This window comes from Microcella sp., from assembly GCF_030645145.1.
In the GTDB taxonomy this organism is placed as follows: domain Bacteria; phylum Actinomycetota; class Actinomycetes; order Actinomycetales; family Microbacteriaceae; genus Microcella.
This window is the reverse complement of record NZ_JAUSMI010000094.1, coordinates 1-23,846: the sequence shown is the minus strand read 5'-3', so window position 1 is coordinate 23,846 and position 23,846 is coordinate 1. Positions and strand designations below refer to the sequence as shown.

Here is a 23,846-nt window from a genome sequence, read left to right as displayed (position 1 = left end):
CCGTGCGGTCGACGTGGATGTCGCGGCTCGGGCGGCCCGTGCGGGCGCCGGTGCCGCGGCCGACGGCGCCGCTGCGCGGAGCCGAGCGATCGAACCGGTCGGTCGAGCGGGCCGGACGCGCATCGCGATCGAACCGGTCGCTCGAGCGCGCGGGGCGCTCGTCGCGGTCGACGGGGCGGGAGCGCTCGGGAGCGTGACCGCGGTCGACGCGCTCGTCACGCGACCAGCGCGCCTTCTTGGCGGGGGCATCCGCGTCATCGGGGCGGTGGCCGCGGTGCTTGGGGCTGCGGGATCCGGCCGGAGCGGCGGTCGAGCGGGCAGGGGCGTGGGCGCGCGAGGGGCGGCCCTTGTTGTTCTGGGGCATGGTGCTTTCCGGGGTAGAGCAAGAAGCAGCGTCGACGCGACGGCGTCGTTCCCGGGCACTCATCGACCGGGCCGATACATCCTGAAATGGTGTATTCCGCGCCTTCTGGCGGGGAAACCGGCCCGGGAGACGCACACAATGGCACGCGGATCGCTCCGCGCCGTCTCCCAACCGACCCTTCAGCGTACCCGACGGGCTGGCTTAAGCCCAGGCCGCCCAGCGCTTACCCTGGTGACCACTGTGCCAGCCCGAGCCCTGCCCGCCTCCGCCGCGCGCGCGATCATCGCCGCGGCGGCCATCGGCGCGCTCGCGGTCGGACTGCTCGCCGGCTGCGGCGCGACCGAGCAGGATGCCGCGCGCGAGCAGGCCATCGCCGCGGCGGCACCCGAGAGCGCGGTCTTCCCGCTGTCGGCGCAGCCCGAGGCGGAGATCGTCGAGGACGTCCCGATCTCGGCGTTCGGCGCGGGCGACGGCGTGACGGTCGACGTGTGCCGCCCGGCCGACGGCTCGACCGGTCGACTGTCGAGCGACGAGGCGCGGCCCGCGGTGCTCGCCGTCCACGGCGGCAGCTGGGCCCGCGGAGACAAGTCGCACCCGACCTGGCGCACGATCTGCCAGTGGCTCGCGAGCTCGGGCTTCGTCGGCGTCTCGGTCAACTACCGCCTGGCTCCCGCCCACCCCTACCCGGCCGCCGCCGACGACGTGACCGCTGCGATCGCCTGGGCGCAGGACGCCTCGGTCGCGGCCGAGCACGGCATCGACCCCGAGTCGATCGCCCTTCTCGGCGGCAGCGCGGGCGGCAATCTCGTGTCGCTCGTCGGCCTGCGCAGCGTCGCCTCCGATCGCATCGAGGCGGTGGATGCCGTGGTCACCCTCTCTGCCCCGCTCGACCTCACGGTCGGCTCGGCCGCCAATCCCGTCTTCGAGCCCTCGATGCTCGACTACCTCGCCTGCGCCGATCGTGCTGACTGCGCGGCCGCGATCGAGGCGTCCCCGCAGTTCGCGATCGTGCGCGGCGGCCCCGACTTCCTCGTCGTGCACGGCACGGAGGAGGAGCTCATCCCGGTCGGCCAGGCCACGCCGTTCGCGCTCGCGCTGCGCGAGGCGGGCATCCGCGTCGAGCTCGCGCTCATCGAGTCGAGCGCGCACTCGGTCGGCCTGCTCGACGATGCCCTCGCCGAGCGCATCGCGGTGTTCCTGCACGACCGCCTGCAGCCGGCGACCGCGCTCGCCCTCGAGCCGCCGGGCACGCAGGAGCCCGCGCCGTGACGCTCGCCGTCGCGGTGGAGGACCCGCGGCAGGTCGAGGTCGAGCGCATGCTTCGCGACGGCGAGGCCTACGCGCTGAGCCTCTACCCCGCCGACAGCTGCTACCTGCTGTCGGTCGACGAGCTCGTGAGCGACGACGTGTTCGTCATCGTCGCGCGCGTCGAGGGCCGCGCCGTCGGGATGGCCGCTCTCGTCGACCGCGGCGACGGATCGGGCGAGCTCAAGCGGCTCTTCGTCGACGAGGAGGGTCGCGGCCGCGGAGTCGCGACGGCGATCATGGATGCTCTCGAGCACGCCGCGCGCGAGCGCGGGGTGCGCATCCTGCAGCTCGAGACCGGGCCCAAGCAGCTCGCCGCGATCGCGCTCTACGAGCGGCGCGGATACGCCGTCATCGAGAACTTCGGGCCGTACGTGGGTGACGAGTTCAGCGTGTGCATGGAGAAGGATCTCTCGACTCCTAGCACCTGAACGGCACCTGTGCCACCGGTTGTCGGCATCCTCCCGGCAGGCGTACCGTGGCCGTCGCGCGTGATCAAGGGGCGATCCCGCGTCCTCCCCGCCGCGAGCGGACGAGGGTCATCGAACGACTGCCGACGATGTCTCAAGGTCGATCATGCTTATTACGAAACTGCACGTGAATCTCACGTCCTATGTACTCGACGAGAGCGTCGCGCTCGGCGAGCTCTCTCGCGACATTGAGGGGGCGGCCCGCACGGGCGGAGCCTTCGTGCCCGTCCGCACGTGCGACGGCATCGAGCGATCGGTGCTCATCACTCCGTCCCTTGTCGTCGAGATCGAGCCCCTCGAGTTGGCCGACGAGCCGGAGGCCGCTAGCGCTGATGTCACCGAGGTGGGCACGGGCGACTGGGAGACGCACTCCGGCGAGATGTCGACGTTCAGCGGGCTGGAGCGCTACGCGTCGCGCAACCCGAGCTACTTCAGCTGGTGACCTCGGGCGCCTGACCCTCGCGCATCCGGGCGATCTCCTCGCGGATCCGTCGGATGTGATCGGGGGATGCTCGACCGGCGCGCTCCGCGGCGTCGAGCTCGGCGGCGAGCGCATCGAGCTCGGCATCCTCCGCTCCCGCCTCGCGGGCCGCGGACATCCGCTCGGCCGTCTCGTCGCCGCGATCGGCGACCGGGAGCCGGATCGTCCCCGTCGCGCTCGGGAGCCCCTCCGCCGCGCGCTCGGCCGTGACCTCGTCGCGCGCGCTGTCCATCGCCGTCAGGACGATCCCGATGAGGACGTTGAGCACCGTGAAGACGATGAAGAACATGTAGCTGAGGAAGTAGATGAGCGCCCACGGCGTGATCTCGAGGCCGCCGAGGAACGAGTCGGGGAAGTTCTCGAGCGTGAGCATGATCGTGAGCGTGAGCATCGCGACGCCCACGTCGCCCCACCGCTCGGGCGACTGCTCGCCGAACAGGTACACGCCCGCCATGGCGTAGATGAACATGAGGAACCCGATGAGCACCGCCAGGTTCGCGAGCGGGGCGACCGACTTCACCATCGACAGCATGAGGATGCGCGCCTCCGGCAGGAAGCGGAAGATGCGGAGGATGCGCAGCAGGCGCACGAGCCGGAAGATGACGGTCGCGCCGCTCAGGAACGGGATCGCGACGACGATGACGAAGTCGAAGACGTTCCACGGGTTCCGGAAGAACATCCACGGCCTGCGGCCGTAGGAGATGACCCGCAGCGCGACCTCGACCGTGTAGAAGACGATCGCGACGCTGTCGATGAACAGTGCGATCGCCTCGGTCGTCGGATCGAGCCCGTCGTAGGTGAGCACGGCGAGCGCTGCGGCGTTCAGGATGATGATCCCGATGACGAGGAACTCGAACGGGTTGCCGTACATGAACCGCGCGAGCCACTGGATCCGGTACGGCGGCAGCTGCACCGTCGTCGACGTGAACAGTCCGGGGGAGACCGTCGCCCGGCGACGGCGGTCGGAGGCGCGATCGGCAGACGGAGCGGTCATTATGAGTCGCTTTCGGGTCGGGTAGCGCTCACGCTAGCAAGCGCTTCTCCTGCCGTCTCTCCTTGGCGCCCTCGACGAGGAAGTAGAGCGCGGGCAGCACGACGAGGGTCAGGAGCGTCGACGACACGAGACCGCCGATCACGATGATCGCGAGCGGCTGCGAGATGAAGCCGCCCGAGCCGGTCAGCCCGAGGCCGAGCGGGAGCAGGGCGAAGATCGTCGCCGCGGCCGTCATGAGGATGGGGCGCAGACGTCGCGAGGAGCCCTCGATGACCGCCTCCCGCGCTCGCATCCCCCGCTCGCGGTACTGGTTGACGAGGTCGACGAGCACGATCGCGTTCGTCACGACGATGCCGATGAGCATGAGCACGCCGATGAGCGAGGGCACCCCGAGCGGGATGTCGGCGATGAGCTGCAGCGCGATCGCGCCCGTCGCGGCGAACGGGATCGAGATGAGCAGCAGGAGCGGCTGACGCAGCGACTTGAAGGTCGCGACCATGACGACGTAGACGATGAGGATCGCCGCGAGCAGCGCGAGACCGAGCTGGCTGAACGCGTCGGCCTGCTGCGAGGTGACGCCGCCGAGCGAGGCGCTCGCGCTGTCGGGCAGGTCGAGCTCGTCGATCGCGGCCTGCACGACCGCGGAGGCCGAGCCGACGTCGTCGGTGCCGGGCGTGATCGTGACGGTCGCGCTGCGGGTTCCGCGGATCGTCGTGATCGACGCCGGGCCGTCCTCCTGCTCGACGGTCGCGAGCTCGCTGAGCGGGAGCGGCCCCTGCGCGGTCGGGATGGGGAAGTCGCGGAGCTCCTGGACGGTCGTCGGGGCATCCGGATTCGGGATGAAGATCGACAGGTTGCGCTCGTCGATGACGACCGAGCCCACGGAGGCCGGGAACATCGCGGCGGTCACGATGCCGCCGACGGCGACCTCGCTCAGGCCGAGCTCGGCGGCGCGCGCCCGATCGACCTGGATCGCGAGGTACGGCTGGGTGTCGGAGAGGTTGCTGCGCGCCTCGGCGGTGACGTCGAGCTCGCGCACCTCGTCGAGCACAGTCTGCGCGGCCTCCTCGAGGTCGCTCTGGCCGACGGCCGTGATGTCGACCTCGATGTCGGAGGACGCGAAGCCGCCGCCCGCGGCCTGGACGCTGAGCTCGCCCGCGCCGTCGAGGCCCTCGACCGCCTCGCGCACGTCGGCCTGGAGCTGGGTCTGGTCGACGTCGGGGTCGGTCGTGATCGAGTAGGTGATGTCGCTGCCGCCGCCGAAGACGGCGCGGATCGACGTGCCGTCGGAGCCGATCGAGGCCTGCACGGTCTCGACGCCGTCGACGTCGGCGAGCGCGTCCTCGACGAGCGAGGCGGCCGCGTCGAGCGTCTCCAGGCTCGCGCCGTTGTCGAGCGCCTGCGTCACGGTGAGCGTGTTCTGGCCGGAGTCGCCGATGAAGTTCGTCTTGAGGTTCGTCGCGAGCGCGCCCGTTCCGGCGAGCACGAGCACCGCGAGCAGGAGCGTCGCGACAGGTCGACGGAGGGTCCAGCGGATGACGGGGAGATAGCCGCGCTGGAGGCGGGTCGGGCGGGCCGACTCCTCCTCGATCGACGTGGGCCGGGCATCCGCCCCCTCGGCGACCGCCGTGACGTTCTTCGGGGCCCGCAGGAACCAGTACGACAGCACCGGCACGATCGTGAGCGAGACGAAGAGCGACGCGGCGAGCGCGATCGCGGTCGTCAGGGCGAACGGGCGGAACAGCTCGCCCGTGATGTCGCCGACGAGGGCGAGAGGCAGGAACACGGCGATCGTCGTGACGGTGGATGCCGTGATCGCCGTCGCGACCTCCTTGACGCCGACGAGGATGGCGGTCTTCTTGTCCTCGCCGAGGCCGAGGTGCCTCTTGATGTTCTCGACGACCACGATCGAGTCGTCGACGACGCGGCCGATCGAGATCGTGAGCGCGCCGAGCGTGAGGATGTTGAGCGTGTAGCCGGAGGCCTGCATGCCGATGAAGGTCAGCAGCACCGAGGTCGGGATCGAGATGGCCGTTACGAGCGTCGAGCGGATCGACAGCAGGAAGACGAGGATCACGATGACGGCGAAGAACAGCCCGAGCAGGCCCTCGGTCGCGAGCGACTCGATCGACTTCTCGATGAACGGCGCCTGGTCGAAGACGATCGTGAACTCGGTGCCGTTGCCGATCGACTCGGCGAGCGCCGGCAGCGCGCCCTGGACGGCGCGCGAGACGTCGACCGTGTTGCCCGCGGGGGTCTTCGTCACGCCGAGGGTCAGGGCGTCCTCTCCGTTGACGCGCGAGTAGCTCGTGACCGGGTCGCTCACGATCGCCACGTCGGCGACGTCGTCGATGATCGTGATCCCGCCGTCGGCGGCGGGCTCGGCGGCGGGGAGGGGGAGCGCGGCGAGCTCGTCGGCGCTCTCGATGCGCACGCCGGACAGGACGGCGAGGGTGCGCTCGTCCTCCGTGATCGTGCCGGCGGGCAGGAGCACCCCGTTCGCGTCGAGCGCGTCGGTGATGTCGGCGTTCGTGAGTCCGCGCGCGGCGAGAGCCGCGGCATCCGGGGTGATCGTCACTCGGTCGCCCACGGCGCCCTGGATCGACACCTCACGCACGCCCTCGAGGTCGGTGAGGTCGGTGACGGCCTGCTCCTCGAGCGCCTCGGCGAGCTCGCCGGGCTCAAGGTCGCTCGTGACGGCGATCTGCAGGACCGGGAAGTCGTCGATCGTGCCGGTGAGCACCTGCGGCTCGACGTCGGCGGGCAGATCGAGGCGGTTCACGGCGAGCTGGACGCGCTGCTCGGCGCGCGCGATGTCGGTGCCGAAGGCGAACTGCGCGGAGACGACCGAGAAGCCCGTGCTCGAGGTCGCGTTCGATGCCTCGAGGCCCGCGACCCCCTGGATGGCGGTCTCGATCGGGGTCGAGACGTCCTGCTCCACGATGCCGGGAGCGGCGCCCTGGTACTGCGTGAGCACGATGACCTGCGGGAAGCTGACGGAGGGGATGAGCTCCTGCTTGAGGCTCGTCAGCGCGATGCCGCCGAAGAGGCCGACGACGATGGTGACGAGCGCAATGAGGGCTCGATTGCGAAGGCTGAACACCGACAGCAGATGCACGGAGGACTCCGGTCAGGAAGGATCGCCGGACGCCGGCGCGGGGTGGGAACGCTGGCCAGCATCCCAGCGTTCGCTGTGCGTTGGCAAAGCGAGGGATGCACGCGGACCTCGAATGTGACCGATCGGTCAGGATGCTCGCGCGAGGTCTGCGCGTCGCTCCCGTGACGCCGCGCGTCGTCCGAGTTGTCCGACCGGCGACTTCACGATGGACTGAGCGCATGACCCTCGCGCGCCCCGGCTCGACGCGCATCGCCGTCCGCCGCTGGGCGCAGCTGCTGCTCGGCCTCTTCCTCTTCGGCGTCGCCGTCTCGCTCATGATCCGCGCCGAGATCGGGCTCGACCCGTGGACGGTCTTCGCGCAAGGGCTCGAGAGGCAGACCGGCATCTCGATCGGCGTCGTCGTGGTCCTCCTGGGCGCAGGAGTGCTGCTGCTGTGGATCCCGCTCCGGCAGAGACCCGGCATCGGGACCGTGCTCAACGTGCTGCTCATCGGGCCGGTCATGGATCTCGCGCTGCCGCTCATCGCGACGCCCGAGCCGCTGTGGGGCCGCATCCTGCTGTTCGCCGGAGGACTGCTGCTGCTGTCGATCGCGACGGGCCTCTACATCGGCGCGCGCTTCGGGCCCGGCCCGCGCGACGGGCTCATGACGGGCGCCCACGCGCGCTTCGGGTGGGCCGTCTGGAAGGTGCGCACGGGCGTCGAGGTCACGGTGCTCGCGATCGGCTGGCTGCTCGGCGGCACCGTCGGCTTCGGCACCGTCGCGTTCGCGCTCCTCATCGGGCCGATGGTCGGAGTCGCGCTGCCGCGGCTGCGCGTGCCCGAGGCCGTCGACCCCGCGGGCGCCGGGACGGCGCCGGGCGCGACCGACGCCGACACCGACGAGGCGCCGACCGGCGGGTAGCCGCGTCGGCGCGGCCGCGTCGGGAGAAAGGCCTTGCGCCGAGGTGAAACGCGATATATCGTGATCGCCACACACGCGATATATCGCGATTCGAGCATCCGCAGAAGGAGCACGCCATGGCGCAGGAGACCTGGATCGTCACCGAACCGACGGTCATCGACCTCGAGGGCATCCGCCGGCTCAAGGTGAGCCACATCGCCGGGCAGGTCGACATCGTCGCCCACGATGAGCCCGGCGCGCGCGTCGAGGTGCACGGCGTCAGCGGGCGCGACCTCAAGATCTCGGTCGAGGGCGGAACGCTCGTCGTCGACCACCCGCAGCTGGGGTGGGAGAACTGGCTCGACACCTTCCGCGCGTTCCGCGGGCGGGCGCGGGCCGAGGTGTCGATCCTCGTGCCGCGCACGACCGCCCTGACCTTCGGCGTCGTCACCGCCAACGCGCTCATCAGCGGCCTGCACGACGACGCGAGCATCAGCACCGTGAGCGGCGACATCGTCGTCGACGGCGTCGTCGGCGACCTCCAGCTGCAGAACGTCAGCGGCGAGATCGCCGTGCGCGGCCACCACGGCGACGTCAGCGCGCACACCGTGAGCGGCGACGTGACCGTGAGCGGCGAGGTCTTCCGCTTCTCGTGCGACGGGGTCTCGGGCGCCGTGCTGCTCGACCTCTACGGGCGCCCCGACCGCATCGTCAACAAGAGCGTGAGCGGCGACCTCACCGTGCGGCTCGACGCCGGCGCCCCCGCGCAGTACACCGTCAACACCGTCGTCGGCTCGCTGCAGCTCGACGACACGCGCGTCACGGGCGTCAAGGGCCAGTACTCGAGCCGCTACGGCGAGCTCGCCGGCTCGTTCACCGAGGTGCGCGCGAGCAGCGTCTCGGGCGACGTGTCGGTCGTGCACACGTCACGGGAGTCGGTGGCGTGACTCCCGCCGTCTTCGGCCACGGCCACTTGCGCCTGTACCTCCTGCACGTGCTCGCCGAGCGACCCATGCACGGCTACGAGATCATCCAGGCGCTCAGCGACCGCTTCGGCGGCACCTACGTGCCCTCGGCCGGCACCGTGTACCCGCGCCTCGGCAAGCTCGAGGCCGACGGGCTCGTGTCGCGGCTCGCCGATGGGCGCCGCACGATCTACACGATCACCCCGGAGGGGCGCGCCGAGCTCGCCGCCCGATCGGCCGAGCTGGACGAGATCGAAGCGGGAGTCGGCGACTCGGTGCGCCGGCTCGCGGACGAGGTGCGGGCATCCGTCGGCGAGGCGATGACGTCGCTGCGGGCGGAGCTCGCCGCGGCGACGCGCGAGGCCCGCGACGAGGCGCGCGCGACGGGGCGCCGAGTCGACGAGGCCGTGACGGTCGTGCGGGGCGAGGGGCGCGAGCGACTGCACCGGGCGGAGTCGGCGCTCGCGAGCGCGCGGCTCGACCTTCGCACCGAGCTGCGGCGCGCGGCCGGCGACGACCGCCTGACCGAGGAGGTCGTCGTGATGGTCGAGAAGCGCCTGCGCGATCTCACGGACGACGTGCGGGCGGCGCTGCGTCGGTAACCGGTGCGGGGCCGTGCGCCGCTAGGTTGAGGGCGTGGGCCGGGGTTCGAGCGAGGGCGGAGCGATGACGGTCTCGACCGCGCGTACATCGGCACTGCCGGCCGGCGCGCTGAGCCCGGCCGTCCTCGGGGCCGTCGCGGCGGGCGGTGCGATCGGCACGCTCCTTCGAGCGGGGCTGGATGCGGCCATGCCCAACGCCGGCACGGGGTTCGCCGCGAGCACGCTCCTCGTCAACGTGATCGGGGCCGCGGCGCTCGGGGTGCTCGTCGGCTGGGCGTCGCCGCGCGTGCCCGGATGGGCCCGCGCGGGGCTCGGCACCGGCCTGCTCGGCGCGTTCACGACCTACTCGGCCTTCGCCGTCTCGGTCGTCCTGCTCGCCGACGGGGATCGCCCGGCCGGGGCGATCATGAGCGTGGCGCTCACCCTCGTGCTCGGCCTCGGCGCCGCCGTCGCCGGGCACGTGATCGGCGAGCGGCTCGCGCGCGGCTCGCGACTCGCGCCGGATCCCTGGCCGGAGGTCGACGAGTGATCGGCGCGATGCCGGCGCTCGCCGTGCTCGCGCTCGCCGGCGCGGGCGCGGTCGGCGCGCTGCTGCGCTACATCGCCGGGCTCGCGCTGCCCGCGCGGCGCTCGCTGCCGTGGGGCGTCCTGCTCGTCAACGTCGTCGGGTCGTTCGTCGCCGGGCTCGGCATCGCGGCGATCGACGACCCCGTGCTGCGGCTCGCGATCGTCACCGGGTTCTGCGGGGGGCTCACGACCTTCTCGACGCACGCCGTCGACACCGTGCGGCTCGCGAGCGGCGAGATCGGGGCGGCGGGGCGGCCCGCGACGGCGCGCTGGGCGGTCGCGTGCGCGAACGTCGTCGTAACGCTCGCGCTCGCGCTCGCCGCGGTGCTCGCGGGAGCCGCGGCGGGCGGCGCACTTCTCAGCGGCTGACGCGCGGCTACCCCTTCTCGGCCCCCGCGGTCGTGTTCATGATCCGGCGCTGGAAGATGAAGAACAGCACCGCGACCGGGATCGTCATGAGCACCGCCGCGGCGAGCTGCAGCGGGAACTGGTTGCCCGAGCCCAACTGACCGGAGACGAGCGAGGCGACGCCCGTCGTGAGCGTGTTCAGTTCGGGGCTCTGCCGCGACACGATGAAGTGCCCGAGCTCGTTCCACGACCCCTGGAACGACAGGATGAAGAGGGTCACGAGCGCCGGCCGCGCCATCGGCAGCACGATCGTCCAGAACACGCGGAACGTGCTCGCGCCGTCGATGCGCGCCGCCTCCTCGATGCTCACCGGGATCGAGTCGAAGAACTGCTTCATGATGAACACCCCGGCCGCCGTCGACAGCAGCGGGATGATCATGCCGCCGTACGTGTCGTACAGCCCGAGCTGCTGCAGGATCAGGAAGCGCGGGATGAGCAGCACGACGCCCGGCACCGACAGGATCGCGATGAAGGCGACGAACACGACCGTGCGTCCGCGGAACTGCAGCCGCGACAGCGCGTACCCCGCGAGCGAGTCGAAGAACACGCGCCCCATCGTCACGATGACGGAGATGAGCAGCGTGTTGCCCGCCCACCGCGGGAACGGCACGTCGCCGAACAGCCGCTCGTACGCCGCGAACGTGATCGTCTCGGGGATGAGCGACAGTGCGTTCTGCGTCGCCTCGGCGTCGGTCTTGAGGGAGGCCGAGATCGAGATCAGGAACGGGTAGATGTAGATGAGCGCGAGCCCGATGAGAATGAGGTAGCCGAGCAGCAGGTTCGCGCGCGCTCGACCGCCGATCTGCTTCTTGCGGCGGAAGGAGCGTTCGGGGGTGCGGATGCTCGACCCGCCTGTCTTCCCGGTGGCGGGCGTCGCTGCCGCGGTCATCGGAGTCCTCCGGAGGTCGAGTCGTTCGGGGCGATCTTCTCGGTCGCCGCGACGCGGTTGCGCTTGCGCGGCGTCCGCTCCTTGAGGACCCAGCGCTGCACGAGCGTCAGCAGGATGATGAAGACGAAGAGGATGAACGCGATCGCCGCGCCCTGGCCCCACTGCAGGTCGACGAACGAGCTGCGGTAGGCGAGGAAGGCCGGGGTCGAGATCGTGCCGCCAGCGCTGCCGCCGCCGATGACGTAGATCTGGTCGAACACCTGCCACGAGCCGATGAGGCCGAGGGTCAGGACGGTGAAGAGCGTCGGCCGGAGCATCGGGACGGTCACGGAGAAGAACTTGCGGAACGGCCCGGCGCCGTCCATGAGCGTCGCCTCGTCGATCTCGGAGCCGATGCTCTGGAGCGCCGCGAGGAACAGCAGCATGAACGTGCCCGAGGTCGTGAAGATCGCCAGGATGATGAGCGAGGTCATCGCCACGGAGGGTCCGGCGAGCCACTCCCAGCCCGAGATGCCGAGGAAGCCGGGCTCGGCGAGGGCCGCAGGCGGCTGGGTGATCCCGAAGGCCGACAGCGCGCCATGGATCAGGCCGGTGGAGTCGTTGAACCAGTCAGGACCGCGGATGCCGAGAGCGCCGATCGCGGCGTTGACCGCGCCGGAGGCGGTGAAGAGGAACTGGAAGACGACGACGATCGCGACCGTGCTCGTGACGGAGGGGAAGTAGAAGGCGGTGCGGAAGAAGCCCCGCCCCTTCAGCGCCGCGCGGTTCACCTGGATGGCCAGGAGCAGGGAGATGATCGTCTGCAGCGGCACGACGAGCAGCACGTAGTAGAGGTTGTTGCGCACGGCGGTGCCGAAGTTGCGCTGATCGAGGCCGTCCTCGACCGTGATCGCCGCGTAGTTCTCGAGCCCGACGAAGTTCACGCGCGGGTTGAGCGGAGACTGGAAGCCGTTCCAGTCGCTCATGCTGACCCAGAGCGCGAGCGCGATCGGGATCACCAGGAAGACGGCGGTGATGAGAACCGCGGGGGTGACGAAGAGCCACCCCGCGCGGGCCTCGCCGCGGCGGATTCCTCCGCCGCGGCGAGACCGTGGTGCGGCGTTGACGGCCACAGTGGTTATCCGTTCGCCTCGTCGTAGGCGGCCTCGAGGTTGCCCTGGAGAGTGCCGAGCAGGCTCGCCGGCTCAGCGCTGCCGATCGACTCGAGCTGGGTGTTGAAGTCGGCGAAGGCCGCGGCGGCGCCCTGGAAGGCGACCGGGCTCTCGGCGTACTCGACACCGGCGACGAAGGCCGAGTTGTCGGGGAACTGCTCGGCGTAGGCCGCCGCGCCCGACTCGGTCGACGGGATGACGCCGAAGGCCTCGGCGAACGCGAGCTGCTGCTCGTCGCTCGTCAGGAACTCGATGAGATCCATCGTGGCCTCCTTGGTCTCCGAGCCGACCGGCATGCCCCAGCAGTTGCTGAAGGCGTAGGTCGACGGGCCGTCGGGGCCGGCGGGCAGCTCGACCGAGACGAAGCGGCGGTCGGGGAAGTCGTTCGCCATGGCGCCGTTGATCCACGGGCCCTCGATGACCATCGCGGCCTTGCCGAGACCGAAGGCCTCACCGCCCCATCCGGCTTCGAGCTCCTGCGGGAACTTCAGCGAACCGGCCTCGATGAGCTCCTGGAGGTACGCGAGCCCCGCCTGGTTCTCCTCGCTGTCAGCCGTGATCGAGTCGCCGTCGACGAGCTCGCCGCCGGCCTGGTTCATGAACACGCCGACGCGGGCGTACTCGCGACCCATCGAGAGGCCGACCTGCTCACCGGTCGTGAGGGTCTGCGCGACCGAGGCGAGCTGGTCCCAGTCGGTGGGGATGTCGGCGTCGGTCAGACCGGCGGCCTCCCACGCGTCGAGGTTGATCTGCAGACCGAGGGTCGAGAAGTCCTTCGGCGCGCAGTAGAACTCGCCGTCGTAGCTGAACTGCTCGGCGAGCGCGGGCAGGAAGTCGCCGGCGTTCTCGAGCTCGGAGGCGTACGGCTCGATGAAGCCCTGCGCGGCGTAGGTCTGGAACTGGTCCCACGGCATGTAGAAGATGTCGGGCGGGTTGTTGCCCGAGAAGCCCTGACCCAGCTGCTGCACCAGGTCGTTCGCGGCGATGACCTCGACGGTGTTGCCGGTCTCCTCGCCCCACGCGTCGGCCGCGGCCTGCACGGCCGTGGTCTCGGCGTCACCGGACGAGCCGATGAGCATGGTGAGCTCGAGGCCCTCCTCGACGGCGCCGCCGTCACCGCCGCCTTCCGAGCCGGCGGAGCAAGCCGTTAGAGTGACGGCGAGCGCGCCGGCCAGCCCGAGCGCACTCCATTGTGATGTCCTCACGATGATTCCTTTCGATGTGTGATTGCCGGAGCCTCAGGCACCGGGATTGCCGTCGAGCGCGAGGTGGCTAGACCTGCGCTCGACGAGTCGAGGCACGAGGAGCCGGTGACCCGGCTCCTCGTCGCTGTCCGGGTTCGGCTGCACGTCGTCGCCGTGCTCGCCGAACAGGAGCGTCAGTGCGGCAGCCACGACCTCGTCGAGGGGCTGCTCGATGCTCGAGAGCCCGACGGCCGCGGCGACCGGGGTGTTGTCGAAGCCCACGATGGGCAGGCGCGCGAGGCCCGCGGCCTGCGTGGCCATGGTCGCGCCGAGGGCGAGCGAGTCGCTCGCGCACATGATCGCGTCGGGCGGCTCCGGCAGCTCGAGGAGGGCCGCGGCTGCACGGCGGCCCTCGGTCACGCCGTCCTCCGTCGCGACGGCGAGGGCGACGCGGTCGGCGCCCTCGAGCCCGCACGACTCCTCCCACCCGGCGCGACGCTCGTCGCCCGTGCCCGAGGGGCTCGGCCAGCCGATCCACGCGACGCGGTCGGCGCCGTTCGCCCGCAGGTGGCGAACCGCATCCCTCACGCCGGCCCGGCCGTCGACGTCGACCCACCGATGGTGCGGGTCGGGCGTCTCGGCCCCCCAGGGGCGACCGAACGACACGAAGGGCACGCGGTTCTCGACGAGCCACGCGATGCGCGAGTCGCCGTGGTCGGTGCCGATGAGCACGAAGGCGTCGACGTCGCTGCCGTCGCGCAGGCGGCGGATGTGGGCGAGCTCGTCGGCGTTGCCGTCGGCCGTGAAGATCATGACCCGCAGGTCGCGGGCGTCGGCCTGCTCGGCGAGCTTGTGCACGAACCGGTCGAGCACGGCGCCCGAGATGCCATCCCGCAGCGGATCGAGGCGCACGCCGATCGTCGACGACTTGCGGGTGCGCAGGCGGCGGGCGGATGCGTGCGGCCGGTACCCGAGGCGATCGATCGCCTCCTGCACCCGCTGACGGGTCGTCTCGCGCACGATCTCGGGCGAGTTGATGACGTTCGACACCGTCTGGCGCGAGACCTGGGCGGCCTGGGCGACATCGTCGACTGTCGGCATCCGTCCCACCCGCGCCTCCTTTGGCCAAGCGTGCTGCGCTGCTCCCCGACCGCTCGGTCAGGAATTGGATCGTTCATTTTGAACGTTCGAATTATTCGGTAGTGTGTCCGACACCGACAGCGGTGTCAAGTCCCGACGACGCCGCCCAGCACCACCGACGGGAAGCTCACAGGACATGACCGCACCGCTCCAGCCCCTCCTCCACGACGCGCTCGCCGTGCTCCGCGCGCCCACCCAGGTCTGGTCCGGCACCGACGGCTCGATCGGCTCCTCCGCCATCCACGGCGTCTACTTCTCCGACGTCCGGCTCGTCCGCGGAGCCCGCGTCCGCGTCGGCGGGGCGGATGCCGAGCACCTGTCGACCGCGACGCCGACCGCCGATCGCGCCCTCCTGCACTCCCTGCTCCGGCACCTCGACGACCCGACGCCCGACCCCGGCGTCCGGCTCGAGATCGAGCGCCTCGCGACCGTCACCGGGTGGAGCGAGCGCCTCACGATCGTCAACCGCCGCGACGTCGCCCTCGACACCGCGATCGAGATCGAGCTCGACCTCGACGCGCGCTCGCTCGACGAGATCAAGCAGGGCCATGGAGAGCCCGTCGCGATCGAGCCCGAGCTCGGCGACGGCGCCGTCGCGTGGGTGGGCGAGGGCGTGAGCGCGCGCCTGCGCGCCGAGGGCTTCGAGGTCGAGCGCACGGCGACCGGCGTCCGCCTGCGGGCGGCGCTCGCGGTGCCCGCGCGCGGCTCGGCGTCGCGCACTCTCGGCCTCGAGGCGCGCGACAGCCTGGGCGTCATCTCCGGAGCGTCGCAGCCCGTGCCGTGGAGCACGCCCGAGGTCGTCGCCCCCGACAGCCGCCTGACGCGCTGGGTCGAGCGGTCGCTCGCCGACCTCGACTGCCTGCGCATGACGACGGCGCAGCATCCCGATCGCCAGTTCCTGGCCGCGGGAGCCCCCTGGTTCTTCACGCTCTTCGGGCGCGACTCGCTGTGGGCCGCGCGGTTCCTGCTGCCGCTCGGCACCGACCTCGCGCGCGACACCCTGCACGTGCTCGCCGGGCTCCAGGGCACGGCGATCGTGGACGACACGGCCGAGGAGCCGGGCAAGATCATGCACGAGCTGCGGCGCCAGACGCTCGTGATCGATGACGGCACCGCGCTTCCCCCGCTCTACTACGGCACCGTCGACGCGACCGCGCTGTGGGTGTGCCTGCTGCACGACGCGTGGCGCTGGGGCATGGCCGACGACGAGGTGCGCGCGCTGCTTCCCGCCCTGCGCGGTGCTCTCGCGTGGATGCGCGATCACGGCGACGCCGACGGCGACGGCCTGCTCGAGTACGTCGACCGCTCCGGCCACGGGCTCGCCAACCAGGGCTGGAAGGACTCGGGCGACAGCGTGCAGTGGCGCGACGGCTCGCTCGCCGAGGGGCCGATCGCGCTGTGCGAGGTGCAGGCGTACGCCTACGAGGCGGCCGTGCACGGTGCGGAGCTGCTCGAGGCGCTCGGCGACGGCGCCGATGATGCGACCGAGGCCGCTGGCTGGCGCGACTGGGCCGAGCGGCTCAAGACGCGCTTCCACGAGAGCTTCTGGATCGACGACCCGGCCGGCGCCTACCCCGCTATCGCCCTCGACGCCGCCAAGCGCAAGGTCGACACGGTGACCTCCAACCTCGGGCACCTCCTGGGCACGGGGCTGCTCGACGCCGCGCAGTCGGAGCTCGTCGCGCGCCGCCTCGGCTCGCCCGCCATGAGCTCGGGCTACGGCCTGCGCACGATGTCGACCGAGTCGAGCGGGTACTGGCCGCTCAGCTACCACGGCGGCTCGGTCTGGACCCACGACACCGCGATCGCCGTGCTCGGCCTCGCGCGCGACGGTCACGAGGCTGTCGCCGCGCAGCTCATCGACGGGCTGCTCGCCGCGGCGGAGGGCTTCGACTACCGGATGCCCGAGCTCCACAGCGGCGACGACCGCGCCGAGGTCGGCGTCCCCGTCCCGTACCCCGCCGCGTGCCGCCCGCAGGCCTGGTCGGCCGCGTCGGCCGTCGCCGTCCTGTCGGCGGCGCTGCGCCTGAACCCGGATGCCCGTGGCGGCGCGATCGCGCACGCCCCGCTCCACGGCTTCGAGCACCTCCGCGTCGCGGGCCTGCGTCTCGGCGCGGCCTCCCACGACATCGGCTGAGCCGCGCGCCCGGCGCCGCGGGCCCAGGGCGCCGCTCGGCACGGCCGACAGTGCGCGCCTGTGATGACGATGCGCGACATCGATGCGGCGCATCCTCACCGAGCCGGCGCATCGTCACCGTGAGTCGCGCATCGGCGCCCGTCGACCGGCGTCGCGAGCCACGCGGGGTCTGTCCGCCTTAATGCGAACTGTGAGAGCGCTCTCACGAAACGTACTCTGGGACGGCCGACCAACGAGGGTCGGCAGCTGAACGAGCGGAGAGCATCCCCCATGTCCCCCACCTCGAGACCGCCGTCGAGACGCGCCATCGCCGCGCTCGCCGCAGCGGCCATCGTCCTTCCCGTGGCGGTGAGCACGACGCCGGCCGCCGCCGCCGAGACCGTGTCGGTGCTCGCCGACTTCGAGACCGGCGCCCCGTCGGGCTTCTTCAACTACGGCAACGCCGGCTACGGCATCGTCGCCGTCGCTCCGGGCACGCCCGAGGCGAAGCCCGGCCAGACCGATCCCACGAACGTCGTCTCCTACGGCTGGGACCTCACCCCCGCCGGCTCCTTCGGCGGCCTCGGCCAGAACTTCTCCTCGGCCCGCGACCTGAGCGCCTTCGACGGAGTGCGGTTCCTGCTCAACGGCAGCGGCAACGGCAGCGCCCTGCAGTTCGAGCTCTTCGACGGCGGCGCCAACTCCGACTCCTCCGAGCGCTTCGACGCGACGATCGTGGACGACGTCGCCGGGTGGCGCGTCATCGACCTCCCGTGGTCGGCCTTCACGCGCGCGACCGACTTCCAGCCCGGCGGCGCCCCGAACGACGGGCTCAACCTCACGACCGTGTGGGGCTCCGCGATCCCCGCCGTGAACGGCGCCAACACCGTCCGCCTCGACGACATCGTCGCGTACGCCGACGAGTCGCTCGCCCCGACCGCCTCGATCTCGCCCGCCGCGCTCGGCGTCATCGAGGGCCGCGCCGCGAGCCTCGAGGTGAGCCTCACCGTCGCGCCGACCGAGACCGTCACGGTCGACGTCACGACGACCGCGGGCACCGCCACCGACGACGACTTCACGGCGCTCAGCACGACCCTCGAGTTCGCCGCCGGCGTCACGACGCGCACCGTCGAGATCCCGACGACCGACGACGCGATCGAGGAGGGCGACGAGACATTCACCGTGAGCCTCGGAGCACCCTCCGGCGTGCTGCTCGGCTCGGCGACGAGCCCGACCGTGAGCATCCTCGACGACGACGGAGCGGTCGTGGGCCCGCCCACCGGCCGCACCCTGCTCGTCGACGACCACGAGGCCCCGCTGACGACCGGCGCCGACGGCGACGTGCCGCTCGGCTGGTTCGCCGCGCAGGACCCGTCGAGCTCGGTCTCGTTCCAGGCGACGGATGCCCCTCCCGCGGCCGTCCCCGCCGCTCCCGAGGGCAACACCGTGCTGCAGGCCGACGCGAGCGTCGTCTCGTTCGGCGTCGTCGTGCGCAACTTCGCGAACGAGACCGCCGACGAGTGGATCACGCAGGACTGGTCGAGCTACGAGGGCATCGGGTTCTGGATGCTCGGCACCGGCTCGGGAAGCGACCTGTTCTTCGACCTCCTCGACAACCGCAACCCCGACTCGACCCGCGATGACGCCGAGCGCTACGTCGCGAGCTTCGAGGACGACTTCGTGGGCTGGAAGTTCCTGACCTTCGACTTCGCGGACTTCACGCGCAAGGAGATCGGCAACGGCGCCCCCGCCGACGGGCTCACGCTCACCGAGATGCACGGCTACGCCTTCGGCGTGCTGCGCACCGCGGGCGCGCAGACGTTCTACTACGACGACGTCACGCTCTACGGCGAGGCCGCTCCGATCCCGCTCCAGGTCTCGTTCGACCGCGCGGGCTACGAGGTCACCGAGGGCGACGACGCCGTCACGACGGTGCGGCTCAACCGCGTCGCCGAGACCGACGTCACCGTCGACTGGTCGGCGTTCTCGACGAGCGCCCGCACCCGCACCGAGGATCTGCCGGCGACCGACGGCGAGGACTTCACCTCCGCGAGCGGCACCGTGACCATCCCCGCGGGCGAGCGCGAGGTCACGGTCTCGGTCGAGACGCTGCAGAACAGCAAGTTCGAGGTCGACAAGACCTTCGTCGTCGCGCTGTCGAACCCCGTGGGTGCCGAGTTCGGCATCGTCCGCACCGCCGCCGTCAGCATCCAGGACGACGACGCCAAGGTCGAGGGTCTCGTGGACGACTTCGAGTCGTTCCCGTGGCTCATCGACACGGCGCGCGGCACGAGCATCGATACCCGTGACGCGGGCGGCTACGAGGGCGCCGACGTCGACGAGACGATCCTCGACATCGCGTTCCGCGGCAACGGCGGCATCACGCGTCCGATCGAGGGCGGTCAGGACTGGTCGACCGCCGACGGGCTCTCCTTCTGGGTCAACAGCACCAAGCGCAACCAGCGGATGACCGTCGGCATCGCCGACAACGGTGCGTCAGACGCGGGCCCGGACAGCTGGGTCGAGGTCTGGAGCGACGAGTTCGAGGGCGAGGCCGGCGCGCCGGCGAACCCCGACAACTGGACGTACGAGACCGGCGGCTGGGGCTGGGGCAACGACGAGCTCCACTACACCGACTCGACCGACAACGCGTCGCTCGACGGCAACGGCAACTTGCGTCTCACGGTCGAGGAGATCGACCCGGCGACGACCGACCTCGAGTGCTGGTACGGCCCGTGCGAGTACACCTCGGCTCGCCTCATCAGCGAGGGCAAGCAGGAGTTCCAGTACGGCCGCATGGAGTCGCGCGTGCAGGTCCCGCAGGGCAGCGGCATCTGGCCCGCGGTCTGGACGCTCGGCAACGACTTCCGCGAGGTCGGCTGGCCCCAGACGGGCGAGATCGACATCATGGAGTTCGTCGGCCGCCTGCCGAACGAGATCTTCGGCACCATCCACGGCCCCGGCTACTCGGGCGGCCAGTCGTTCGGCGGCATCTACGACTTCGGCGCCCCCGTGTACGACGACTGGCACACGTTCAGCGTCGAGTGGACCCCGGAGAAGATCGACTGGTACGTCGACGGGATCCAGTACCACACGGCCTCGCCGGCGGACATCGCCCCGAACGAGTGGGTCTTCGACCACCCGTTCACGCTGCTGACGAACGTCGCGGTCGGAGGCAACTTCGGCGGCGCCCTCGGCGACGACCTGGTGTTCCCGCAGTCGCTCACGGTCGACTACATCAAGGTCTTCCAGGCGCCCGACACCGCCGAGCGCTTCGAGGCGACCGTCACGGTGGCCGACACGGGCTGGCAGAAGATCACGGTGCCGTTCGACGACTTCCGTCGCGCGGGCAAGCAGCCGGCGGGGGCCCCGAACGACGGGCTCACCCTCACCGACGTGCAGGGCTTCAGCATCGGGCTCAAGGGCAACGGGTCGATCAGCATCGATCGCGTGATGATCGAGTAGCGCGACCCGTCAGGGATGCGGAGCGGGGCGGCCTTCGGGTCGCCCCGCTTCCGCGTTCCGGGGGCGGATGCCCGCCGTCAGTCGCCGTCGCCGTCGGCGTCGGTCGGCGTGGGATGCCCGCCGTCGTCGTCCGCGCCCGTCCAGGCATCGCGTCCGCCGCTCAGACCCTCCGCCTCCTGCTGCGCGCGGCGCTGGGCGAGGGCGTCGCGCGTGGGCTTCCGCAGCGCGCGGAAGAACAGCAGGCCGATGACGAGGATGATGATCGCCATCACGATGGGCGTCACGATCAGCACGAGCCAGAGCAGGTCGATGTCCACGGCTCCACCCTGGCAGGTGGCGCGCGGAATCGCCCGCTACAGCCAGAGCGCGAGCAGGAACCCGCCGTACGCGGCGAGCGCCGCCCACGCCGTGAGGTCGATCGCGCGACGCGGCGCGCGGGCCGTCCAGAGCGCGGCCGTCGCCGCGAGCAGCAGCCAGCACAGCGAGTGCCCGAACCGCAGCAGCCACGAGGCGACGCCGGTCGACGTCGCGGCCTTCTCGGGGACGACGACGAGCCAGATCGCGGCGAGGCCGAGGGAGATGGCGATCGCTGCGAGGCCCACGGGTCGGCGGTGGCGCTCGAGCCAGGCGGTGCGGCTCGTTCGGGCGGGGCGGGCGTTCTCGGTCATGCGTCCAGCCAAGCGGAGGGGCAAGCGCGGGCGCATCCCCCGATCGGTCGATTCGACGACCCGCCGACCGACGGTCAGCGCCCCATGCGGCTGAGCGCCGCGACCACCTGCCGCGCGATGTTGCGGCCGGCGCGCGCGGCACCGATCGTGGACGCCGAGGGGCCGTAGCCGGCGAAGAAGATGCGCGGGTCGCGCTCGGAGTGGTGGCTCGCGACGGTCACACCGCCCTCGCGCTCGCGCAGCCGCAGCGGGGCGAGGTGCCGCAGCTCGGGCCGGAACCCGGTCGCCCAGATGATCGCCGTCGCGGGGCTGAACGAGTCGTCCTCCCAGCGCACGCCGTCGGGCTCGATGCGCCGGATGACGCCGCGCGAGCTGAGCACCCCGCGGTCGAGCGCAGCCTGGATGCGGCGGGTGCGCGGCACGCCCGTCCCCGAGACGATGGACGGGAGCGCACGGCCCGCCCTCGCGGCCTCGTCCTGCATCGCGACCGCCGCTACGGCATCCTCGAGATTGAGGCTCGGGCCGTCGATGAACTGCGTCTCGCGCCGGGTCGACCAGGCGATCGACCGCGCGACGTTCTCGAGCTCGATGATGAAGCCGATCGCGCTCGTGCCGCCGCCGACGACGACGACGTCCTGGTCGGCGAACTCGCTCGCAGCCGCGTAGTCGGCGGTATGCACGTGCCGGCCGGCGAAGTCGCGCAGGCCCGGGTACCAGGGCACGAACGGCGAGCCCCACGTGCCGGTCGCGTTGACGACGGTCGAGCCGAGCAGCTCGAGCTCGCCGCCCTCGGTGCTGATCTGGACGAGCAGCGGCCCGCCCGTGTCGGTGACGCGCGTGACGGTCGCGGGGCGCACGACCTTGAGGTCGTAGTGCTCCTCGTAGCGGCGGTAGTAGTCCATGACGACCTCGCGCGCGGGGGTGTCGCGATCGGCGGTGCCGAAGCTGATTCCGAGCTCGTCCATGCCGGGAAGATCGTTGACGCGGTGCGCCGACCCGAGCCGCAGAGACGCCCACCGGTGCTGCCACGCTCCGCCCGTCTGCGGGCCCCGATCGAGGAGCACGAACTCCTCGCCGGCCTCGAGCCCGAGGCGCTGCAGATAGTAGGCGGCAGAGAGCCCGGCCTGTCCGGCGCCGATCACCACGCACTTCGTCGCGAGGGTCGAATCGGTCACGCGTAGAGGCTAGTCGTTCGCTCTGAGCGGGCAGGGCCGGGAGGGAGTCGCGGAGGGGCCTGCATGGTAGACTGAGCGCTAGTTTTTGTACCGTCCCGATTCGGCGTTCCCGGGATTTCCGACAATCCTGATCCGACAATCTGAGTCGACACACTTGTGAGGGGGTCACGCATGGGGCGCGGTCGTCAGAAGGCGAAGCACACCAAGGTGGCACGCGAGCTGAAGTACTTCACTCCCGACACCAACCTCAGCGCTCTCGAGCGCGAGCTCGCGGCCAAGGCCGCGGCGGAGGAGGCCTACGTCGACAAGTGGGCCGACGACGAGGACGACGAGGACGAGACCGACGCCTTCGGCTACTCCGCCGAGGCTCCGCGCACCGCGTAGCCGTCCGCACGACTTCCGAGCCCGTCCCCGCGAGGGGGCGGGCTTCGTGCGTTCGGGCTGCGGGCGGCGCGGCGCGCGCCGCGATCGAGGCGGCGGATGCGCGGTGCGCGCGGTCGCGCACGCCCCTATCGGGCATCCGCGCTCGGGGTTAGCGTGGGGCGCATGCCGCTCGATCTCGACACCCTCTACCGCGACCTCCATTCCCACCCCGAGCTGTCGTTCGCCGAGACCCGCACCGCGGGTATCGCCGCAGCGCGTCTGCGCGAGCTCGGGCTCGACGTGACCGAGGGGGTGGGCCGCACGGGAGTCGTCGGCGTGCTCGCCAACGGCGCCGGCCCGGTCGTGCATCTGCGCGCCGACATGGACGCGCTGCCCGTGACCGAGGCGACGGGCCTCGACTACGCGAGCACGCAGCGAGCGGTCGGCCCCGACGGGGTCGAGGTCGGCGTCATGCACGCGTGCGGGCACGACATGCACGTGACGTGGCTGCTCGGCGCGATCGAGCGGCTCGTCGCGACGCGCGACGAGTGGTCGGGAACGATCGTGGCGGTGTTCCAGCCGGCGGAGGAGACGATCGGCGGGGCGCGCGAGATGGTCGCCGACGGGCTCGTCGACCGGTTCCCGCGCGCGGACGTCGTGCTCGGCCAGCACCTCGCGCCGCTGCCCGCGGGCGTCGCGAGCGTCACGAGCGGCCCCGCGATGGCCGGAGCCGACACCCTCACGATCACGATGCACGGCCGCGGCGGGCACGGCTCGCGCCCGCAGTCGACGATCGACCCCGTGCTCGCCGCAGCGTCGGCCGTGGTGCGCCTGCAGTCGATCGTCTCGCGCGAGGTGGCACCCGGCGCGCTCGCGGTCGTGACCGTCGGCTCGCTGCACGCGGGCACGAAGAGCAACATCATCCCCGCGGAGGCGACGATGGGCGTGAGCGTGCGCTCGGTCGACGCGGATGTCCGCAGCACCCTGCTGGACGGCATCCGCCGAATCGTGGAGGCCGAGGCGACTGCGAGCGGCATGACGGAGCCTCCGACCGTGGTCGTCGACGAGACCGTCGCCGCGACCGTCAACGATGCTGACGCGACCGCGCGCGTGCGGGCCGCGCTCGAGGGTCGGTTCGGTGCCGAGACGGTCATCGACATCGGCACGCTCACGGGCAGCGAGGACGTCCACGAGCTCGCGACCGCGGCCGGGGCGCCGCTCGTCTACTGGTTCGTCGGTGGCGTCGACCCGGAGACCTTCGCCCGGGCGGCCGCGGCGGGCCGGGTCGAGCAGGAGATCCCGACGAACCACTCGCCGTTCTTCGCGCCCGTGCTTCACCCGACGATCGAGCACGGCGTCGAGACGCTCGTGACGGCGGCGATGGAGTGGGTCGGGCGGAGCTAGCTGTAGTTCCCAGGCAGGTTGTTCAGGTCGAGCTCCTCCAGGCTTGAGGGTGTCTAGTCGCTCTCACCTGAAGGAGCCCGATGGAGCTTCACGCTAATGCCCGTTTGTCTGTTGAAGGTCGACGACTGCTGTGTCG

At 71.5% G+C, this 23,846-nt stretch carries 21 protein-coding genes and 1 pseudogene; 12 read left to right on the top strand and 10 right to left on the bottom strand.

Translation table 11 applies throughout. The features are described from left to right. Nucleotides 1-364: pseudogene (locus Q7T15_RS06465) on the bottom strand (hypothetical protein); the annotation flags it as partial. Between the two features lie 240 nt (nt 365-604). Between Q7T15_RS06465 and Q7T15_RS06460 the strand changes: the two are divergent. The 3 genes from Q7T15_RS06460 to Q7T15_RS06450 all read left to right on the top strand — a co-directional run bounded on the left by Q7T15_RS06460 (nt 605) and on the right by Q7T15_RS06450 (nt 2,581). Next, nucleotides 605-1,633 carry an alpha/beta hydrolase gene (locus Q7T15_RS06460; protein WP_304694468.1) on the top strand — a complete coding sequence of 343 codons (1,029 nt, stop codon included), beginning with the start codon at nt 605-607 and terminating at the stop codon, nt 1,631-1,633. Then, complete coding sequence (locus tag Q7T15_RS06455) at nt 1,630-2,100, top strand: GNAT family N-acetyltransferase (RefSeq protein ID WP_304694466.1); 471 nt, start codon at nt 1,630-1,632, stop codon at nt 2,098-2,100. Before Q7T15_RS06460 ends, Q7T15_RS06455 begins: the two co-directional genes overlap by 4 nt. A 166-nt stretch (nt 2,101-2,266) precedes the next feature. Next, nucleotides 2,267-2,581: a hypothetical protein gene (locus Q7T15_RS06450; protein ID WP_304694464.1), complete on the top strand. Its 315-nt coding sequence runs from the start codon at nt 2,267-2,269 to the stop codon at nt 2,579-2,581. Here the strand turns inward: Q7T15_RS06450 and Q7T15_RS06445 are convergent. Together Q7T15_RS06445 and Q7T15_RS06440 are read right to left on the bottom strand one after the other, a co-directional pair. Beyond that, nucleotides 2,571-3,614: an ion transporter gene (locus Q7T15_RS06445; RefSeq protein WP_304694462.1), complete on the bottom strand. Its 1,044-nt coding sequence runs from the start codon at nt 3,612-3,614 to the stop codon at nt 2,571-2,573. The genes Q7T15_RS06450 and Q7T15_RS06445 overlap by 11 nt on opposite strands. Before the next feature lie 28 nt (nt 3,615-3,642). Further along, nucleotides 3,643-6,732 (bottom strand): efflux RND transporter permease subunit, encoded by a 3,090-nt coding sequence (locus Q7T15_RS06440; RefSeq protein WP_304694460.1) that lies wholly within the window; start codon nt 6,730-6,732, stop codon nt 3,643-3,645. 218 nt (nt 6,733-6,950) lie between these two features. On the opposite strand from Q7T15_RS06440, the gene Q7T15_RS06435 reads away from it, so the two are divergent. The 5 genes from Q7T15_RS06435 (at nt 6,951) to Q7T15_RS06415 (ending at nt 10,116) form a co-directional block, all read left to right on the top strand. Continuing rightward, the gene (locus tag Q7T15_RS06435) at nt 6,951-7,634 is read left to right on the top strand and encodes a YitT family protein (RefSeq protein ID WP_304694458.1); all 684 of its coding nucleotides are present in this window, start codon (nt 6,951-6,953) and stop codon (nt 7,632-7,634) included. A 116-nt stretch (nt 7,635-7,750) separates the two neighbouring features. Next, entirely contained in the window at nt 7,751-8,560 is an 810-nt protein-coding gene (locus tag Q7T15_RS06430) for a DUF4097 family beta strand repeat-containing protein (protein ID WP_304694457.1), read from the top strand. Beyond that, a complete protein-coding gene (locus Q7T15_RS06425; protein WP_304694454.1) occupies nt 8,557-9,180 on the top strand; it encodes a PadR family transcriptional regulator in 624 nt (207 codons plus the stop codon). Before Q7T15_RS06430 ends, Q7T15_RS06425 begins: the two co-directional genes overlap by 4 nt. 64 nt (nt 9,181-9,244) lie before the next feature. Next, a complete protein-coding gene (locus tag Q7T15_RS06420) occupies nt 9,245-9,709 on the top strand; it encodes a CrcB family protein (RefSeq protein ID WP_304694452.1) in 465 nt (154 codons plus the stop codon). 8 nt (nt 9,710-9,717) lie between these two features. After that, nucleotides 9,718-10,116: a CrcB family protein gene (locus Q7T15_RS06415; RefSeq protein WP_304694450.1), complete on the top strand. Its 399-nt coding sequence runs from the start codon at nt 9,718-9,720 to the stop codon at nt 10,114-10,116. A gap of 7 nt (nt 10,117-10,123) precedes the next feature. Here Q7T15_RS06415 and Q7T15_RS06410 read toward each other — a convergent pair whose 3' ends face one another. Genes Q7T15_RS06410 through Q7T15_RS06395 form a run of 4 tightly spaced genes read right to left on the bottom strand, consistent with a single transcriptional unit; the run spans nt 10,124 to nt 14,480 of the window. Continuing rightward, nucleotides 10,124-11,044 carry a carbohydrate ABC transporter permease gene (locus Q7T15_RS06410; RefSeq protein WP_304694448.1) on the bottom strand — a complete coding sequence of 307 codons (921 nt, stop codon included), beginning with the start codon at nt 11,042-11,044 and terminating at the stop codon, nt 10,124-10,126. Then, nucleotides 11,041-12,156 carry a carbohydrate ABC transporter permease gene (locus Q7T15_RS06405; protein WP_304694445.1) on the bottom strand — a complete coding sequence of 372 codons (1,116 nt, stop codon included), beginning with the start codon at nt 12,154-12,156 and terminating at the stop codon, nt 11,041-11,043. The genes Q7T15_RS06410 and Q7T15_RS06405 overlap by 4 nt, the downstream gene beginning before the upstream one ends. Nucleotides 12,157-12,161: 5 nt before the next feature. Further along, on the bottom strand, nt 12,162-13,400 hold the full coding sequence (locus Q7T15_RS06400) for an extracellular solute-binding protein (RefSeq protein WP_304694443.1): 1,239 nt from the start codon (nt 13,398-13,400) through the stop codon (nt 12,162-12,164). Between the two features lie 33 nt (nt 13,401-13,433). Continuing rightward, nucleotides 13,434-14,480 (bottom strand): LacI family DNA-binding transcriptional regulator, encoded by a 1,047-nt coding sequence (locus tag Q7T15_RS06395; protein WP_304694441.1) that lies wholly within the window; start codon nt 14,478-14,480, stop codon nt 13,434-13,436. A gap of 175 nt (nt 14,481-14,655) precedes the next feature. Here Q7T15_RS06395 and Q7T15_RS06390 point away from each other — a divergent pair, with 175 nt between their 5' ends. Further along, a complete protein-coding gene (locus Q7T15_RS06390; protein ID WP_304694439.1) occupies nt 14,656-16,656 on the top strand; it encodes a glycogen debranching N-terminal domain-containing protein in 2,001 nt (666 codons plus the stop codon). Nucleotides 16,657-16,926: 270 nt separating this feature from the next. After that, a complete protein-coding gene (locus Q7T15_RS06385) occupies nt 16,927-20,100 on the top strand; it encodes a carbohydrate binding domain-containing protein (protein ID WP_304694437.1) in 3,174 nt (1,057 codons plus the stop codon). A gap of 77 nt (nt 20,101-20,177) precedes the next feature. Here the strand turns inward: Q7T15_RS06385 and Q7T15_RS06380 are convergent, their stop codons facing one another. From Q7T15_RS06380 to Q7T15_RS06370, 3 genes are all read right to left on the bottom strand, one after another. Then, nucleotides 20,178-20,417 (bottom strand): hypothetical protein, encoded by a 240-nt coding sequence (locus Q7T15_RS06380; protein WP_304694435.1) that lies wholly within the window; start codon nt 20,415-20,417, stop codon nt 20,178-20,180. A 36-nt stretch (nt 20,418-20,453) separates the two neighbouring features. Further along, a complete protein-coding gene (locus Q7T15_RS06375; RefSeq protein ID WP_304694433.1) occupies nt 20,454-20,768 on the bottom strand; it encodes a hypothetical protein in 315 nt (104 codons plus the stop codon). Between the two features lie 74 nt (nt 20,769-20,842). Continuing rightward, the gene (locus tag Q7T15_RS06370) at nt 20,843-21,943 is read right to left on the bottom strand and encodes an NAD(P)-binding domain-containing protein (RefSeq protein ID WP_304694431.1); all 1,101 of its coding nucleotides are present in this window, start codon (nt 21,941-21,943) and stop codon (nt 20,843-20,845) included. A gap of 171 nt (nt 21,944-22,114) precedes the next feature. Here Q7T15_RS06370 and Q7T15_RS06365 point away from each other — a divergent pair, with 171 nt between their 5' ends. Both Q7T15_RS06365 and Q7T15_RS06360 read left to right on the top strand, forming a co-directional pair. Then, nucleotides 22,115-22,327: a DUF3073 domain-containing protein gene (locus Q7T15_RS06365; protein WP_304694429.1), complete on the top strand. Its 213-nt coding sequence runs from the start codon at nt 22,115-22,117 to the stop codon at nt 22,325-22,327. A gap of 162 nt (nt 22,328-22,489) precedes the next feature. Next, on the top strand, nt 22,490-23,710 hold the full coding sequence (locus Q7T15_RS06360) for an amidohydrolase (RefSeq protein ID WP_304694427.1): 1,221 nt from the start codon (nt 22,490-22,492) through the stop codon (nt 23,708-23,710). Nucleotides 23,711-23,846 lie beyond the last annotated feature (136 nt).

What these genes read in the sequence shown, in the direction of transcription:
- Q7T15_RS06445 (WP_304694462.1), bottom strand. Translation starts at nt 3,614, where the DNA reads ATGACCGCTCCGTCTGCCGATCGCGCCTCCGACCGCCGTCGCCGGGCG.
- Q7T15_RS06435 (WP_304694458.1), top strand. Translation starts at nt 6,951, where the DNA reads ATGACCCTCGCGCGCCCCGGCTCGACGCGCATCGCCGTCCGCCGCTGG.
- Q7T15_RS06430 (WP_304694457.1), top strand. Translation starts at nt 7,751, where the DNA reads ATGGCGCAGGAGACCTGGATCGTCACCGAACCGACGGTCATCGACCTC.
- Q7T15_RS06420 (WP_304694452.1), top strand. Translation starts at nt 9,245, where the DNA reads ATGACGGTCTCGACCGCGCGTACATCGGCACTGCCGGCCGGCGCGCTG.
- Q7T15_RS06415 (WP_304694450.1), top strand. Translation starts at nt 9,718, where the DNA reads ATGCCGGCGCTCGCCGTGCTCGCGCTCGCCGGCGCGGGCGCGGTCGGC.
- Q7T15_RS06410 (WP_304694448.1), bottom strand. Translation starts at nt 11,044, where the DNA reads ATGACCGCGGCAGCGACGCCCGCCACCGGGAAGACAGGCGGGTCGAGC.
- Q7T15_RS06395 (WP_304694441.1), bottom strand. Translation starts at nt 14,480, where the DNA reads ATGCCGACAGTCGACGATGTCGCCCAGGCCGCCCAGGTCTCGCGCCAG.
- Q7T15_RS06390 (WP_304694439.1), top strand. Translation starts at nt 14,656, where the DNA reads ATGACCGCACCGCTCCAGCCCCTCCTCCACGACGCGCTCGCCGTGCTC.
- Q7T15_RS06385 (WP_304694437.1), top strand. Translation starts at nt 16,927, where the DNA reads ATGTCCCCCACCTCGAGACCGCCGTCGAGACGCGCCATCGCCGCGCTC.
- Q7T15_RS06375 (WP_304694433.1), bottom strand. Translation starts at nt 20,768, where the DNA reads ATGACCGAGAACGCCCGCCCCGCCCGAACGAGCCGCACCGCCTGGCTC.
- Q7T15_RS06365 (WP_304694429.1), top strand. Translation starts at nt 22,115, where the DNA reads ATGGGGCGCGGTCGTCAGAAGGCGAAGCACACCAAGGTGGCACGCGAG.
- Q7T15_RS06360 (WP_304694427.1), top strand. Translation starts at nt 22,490, where the DNA reads ATGCCGCTCGATCTCGACACCCTCTACCGCGACCTCCATTCCCACCCC.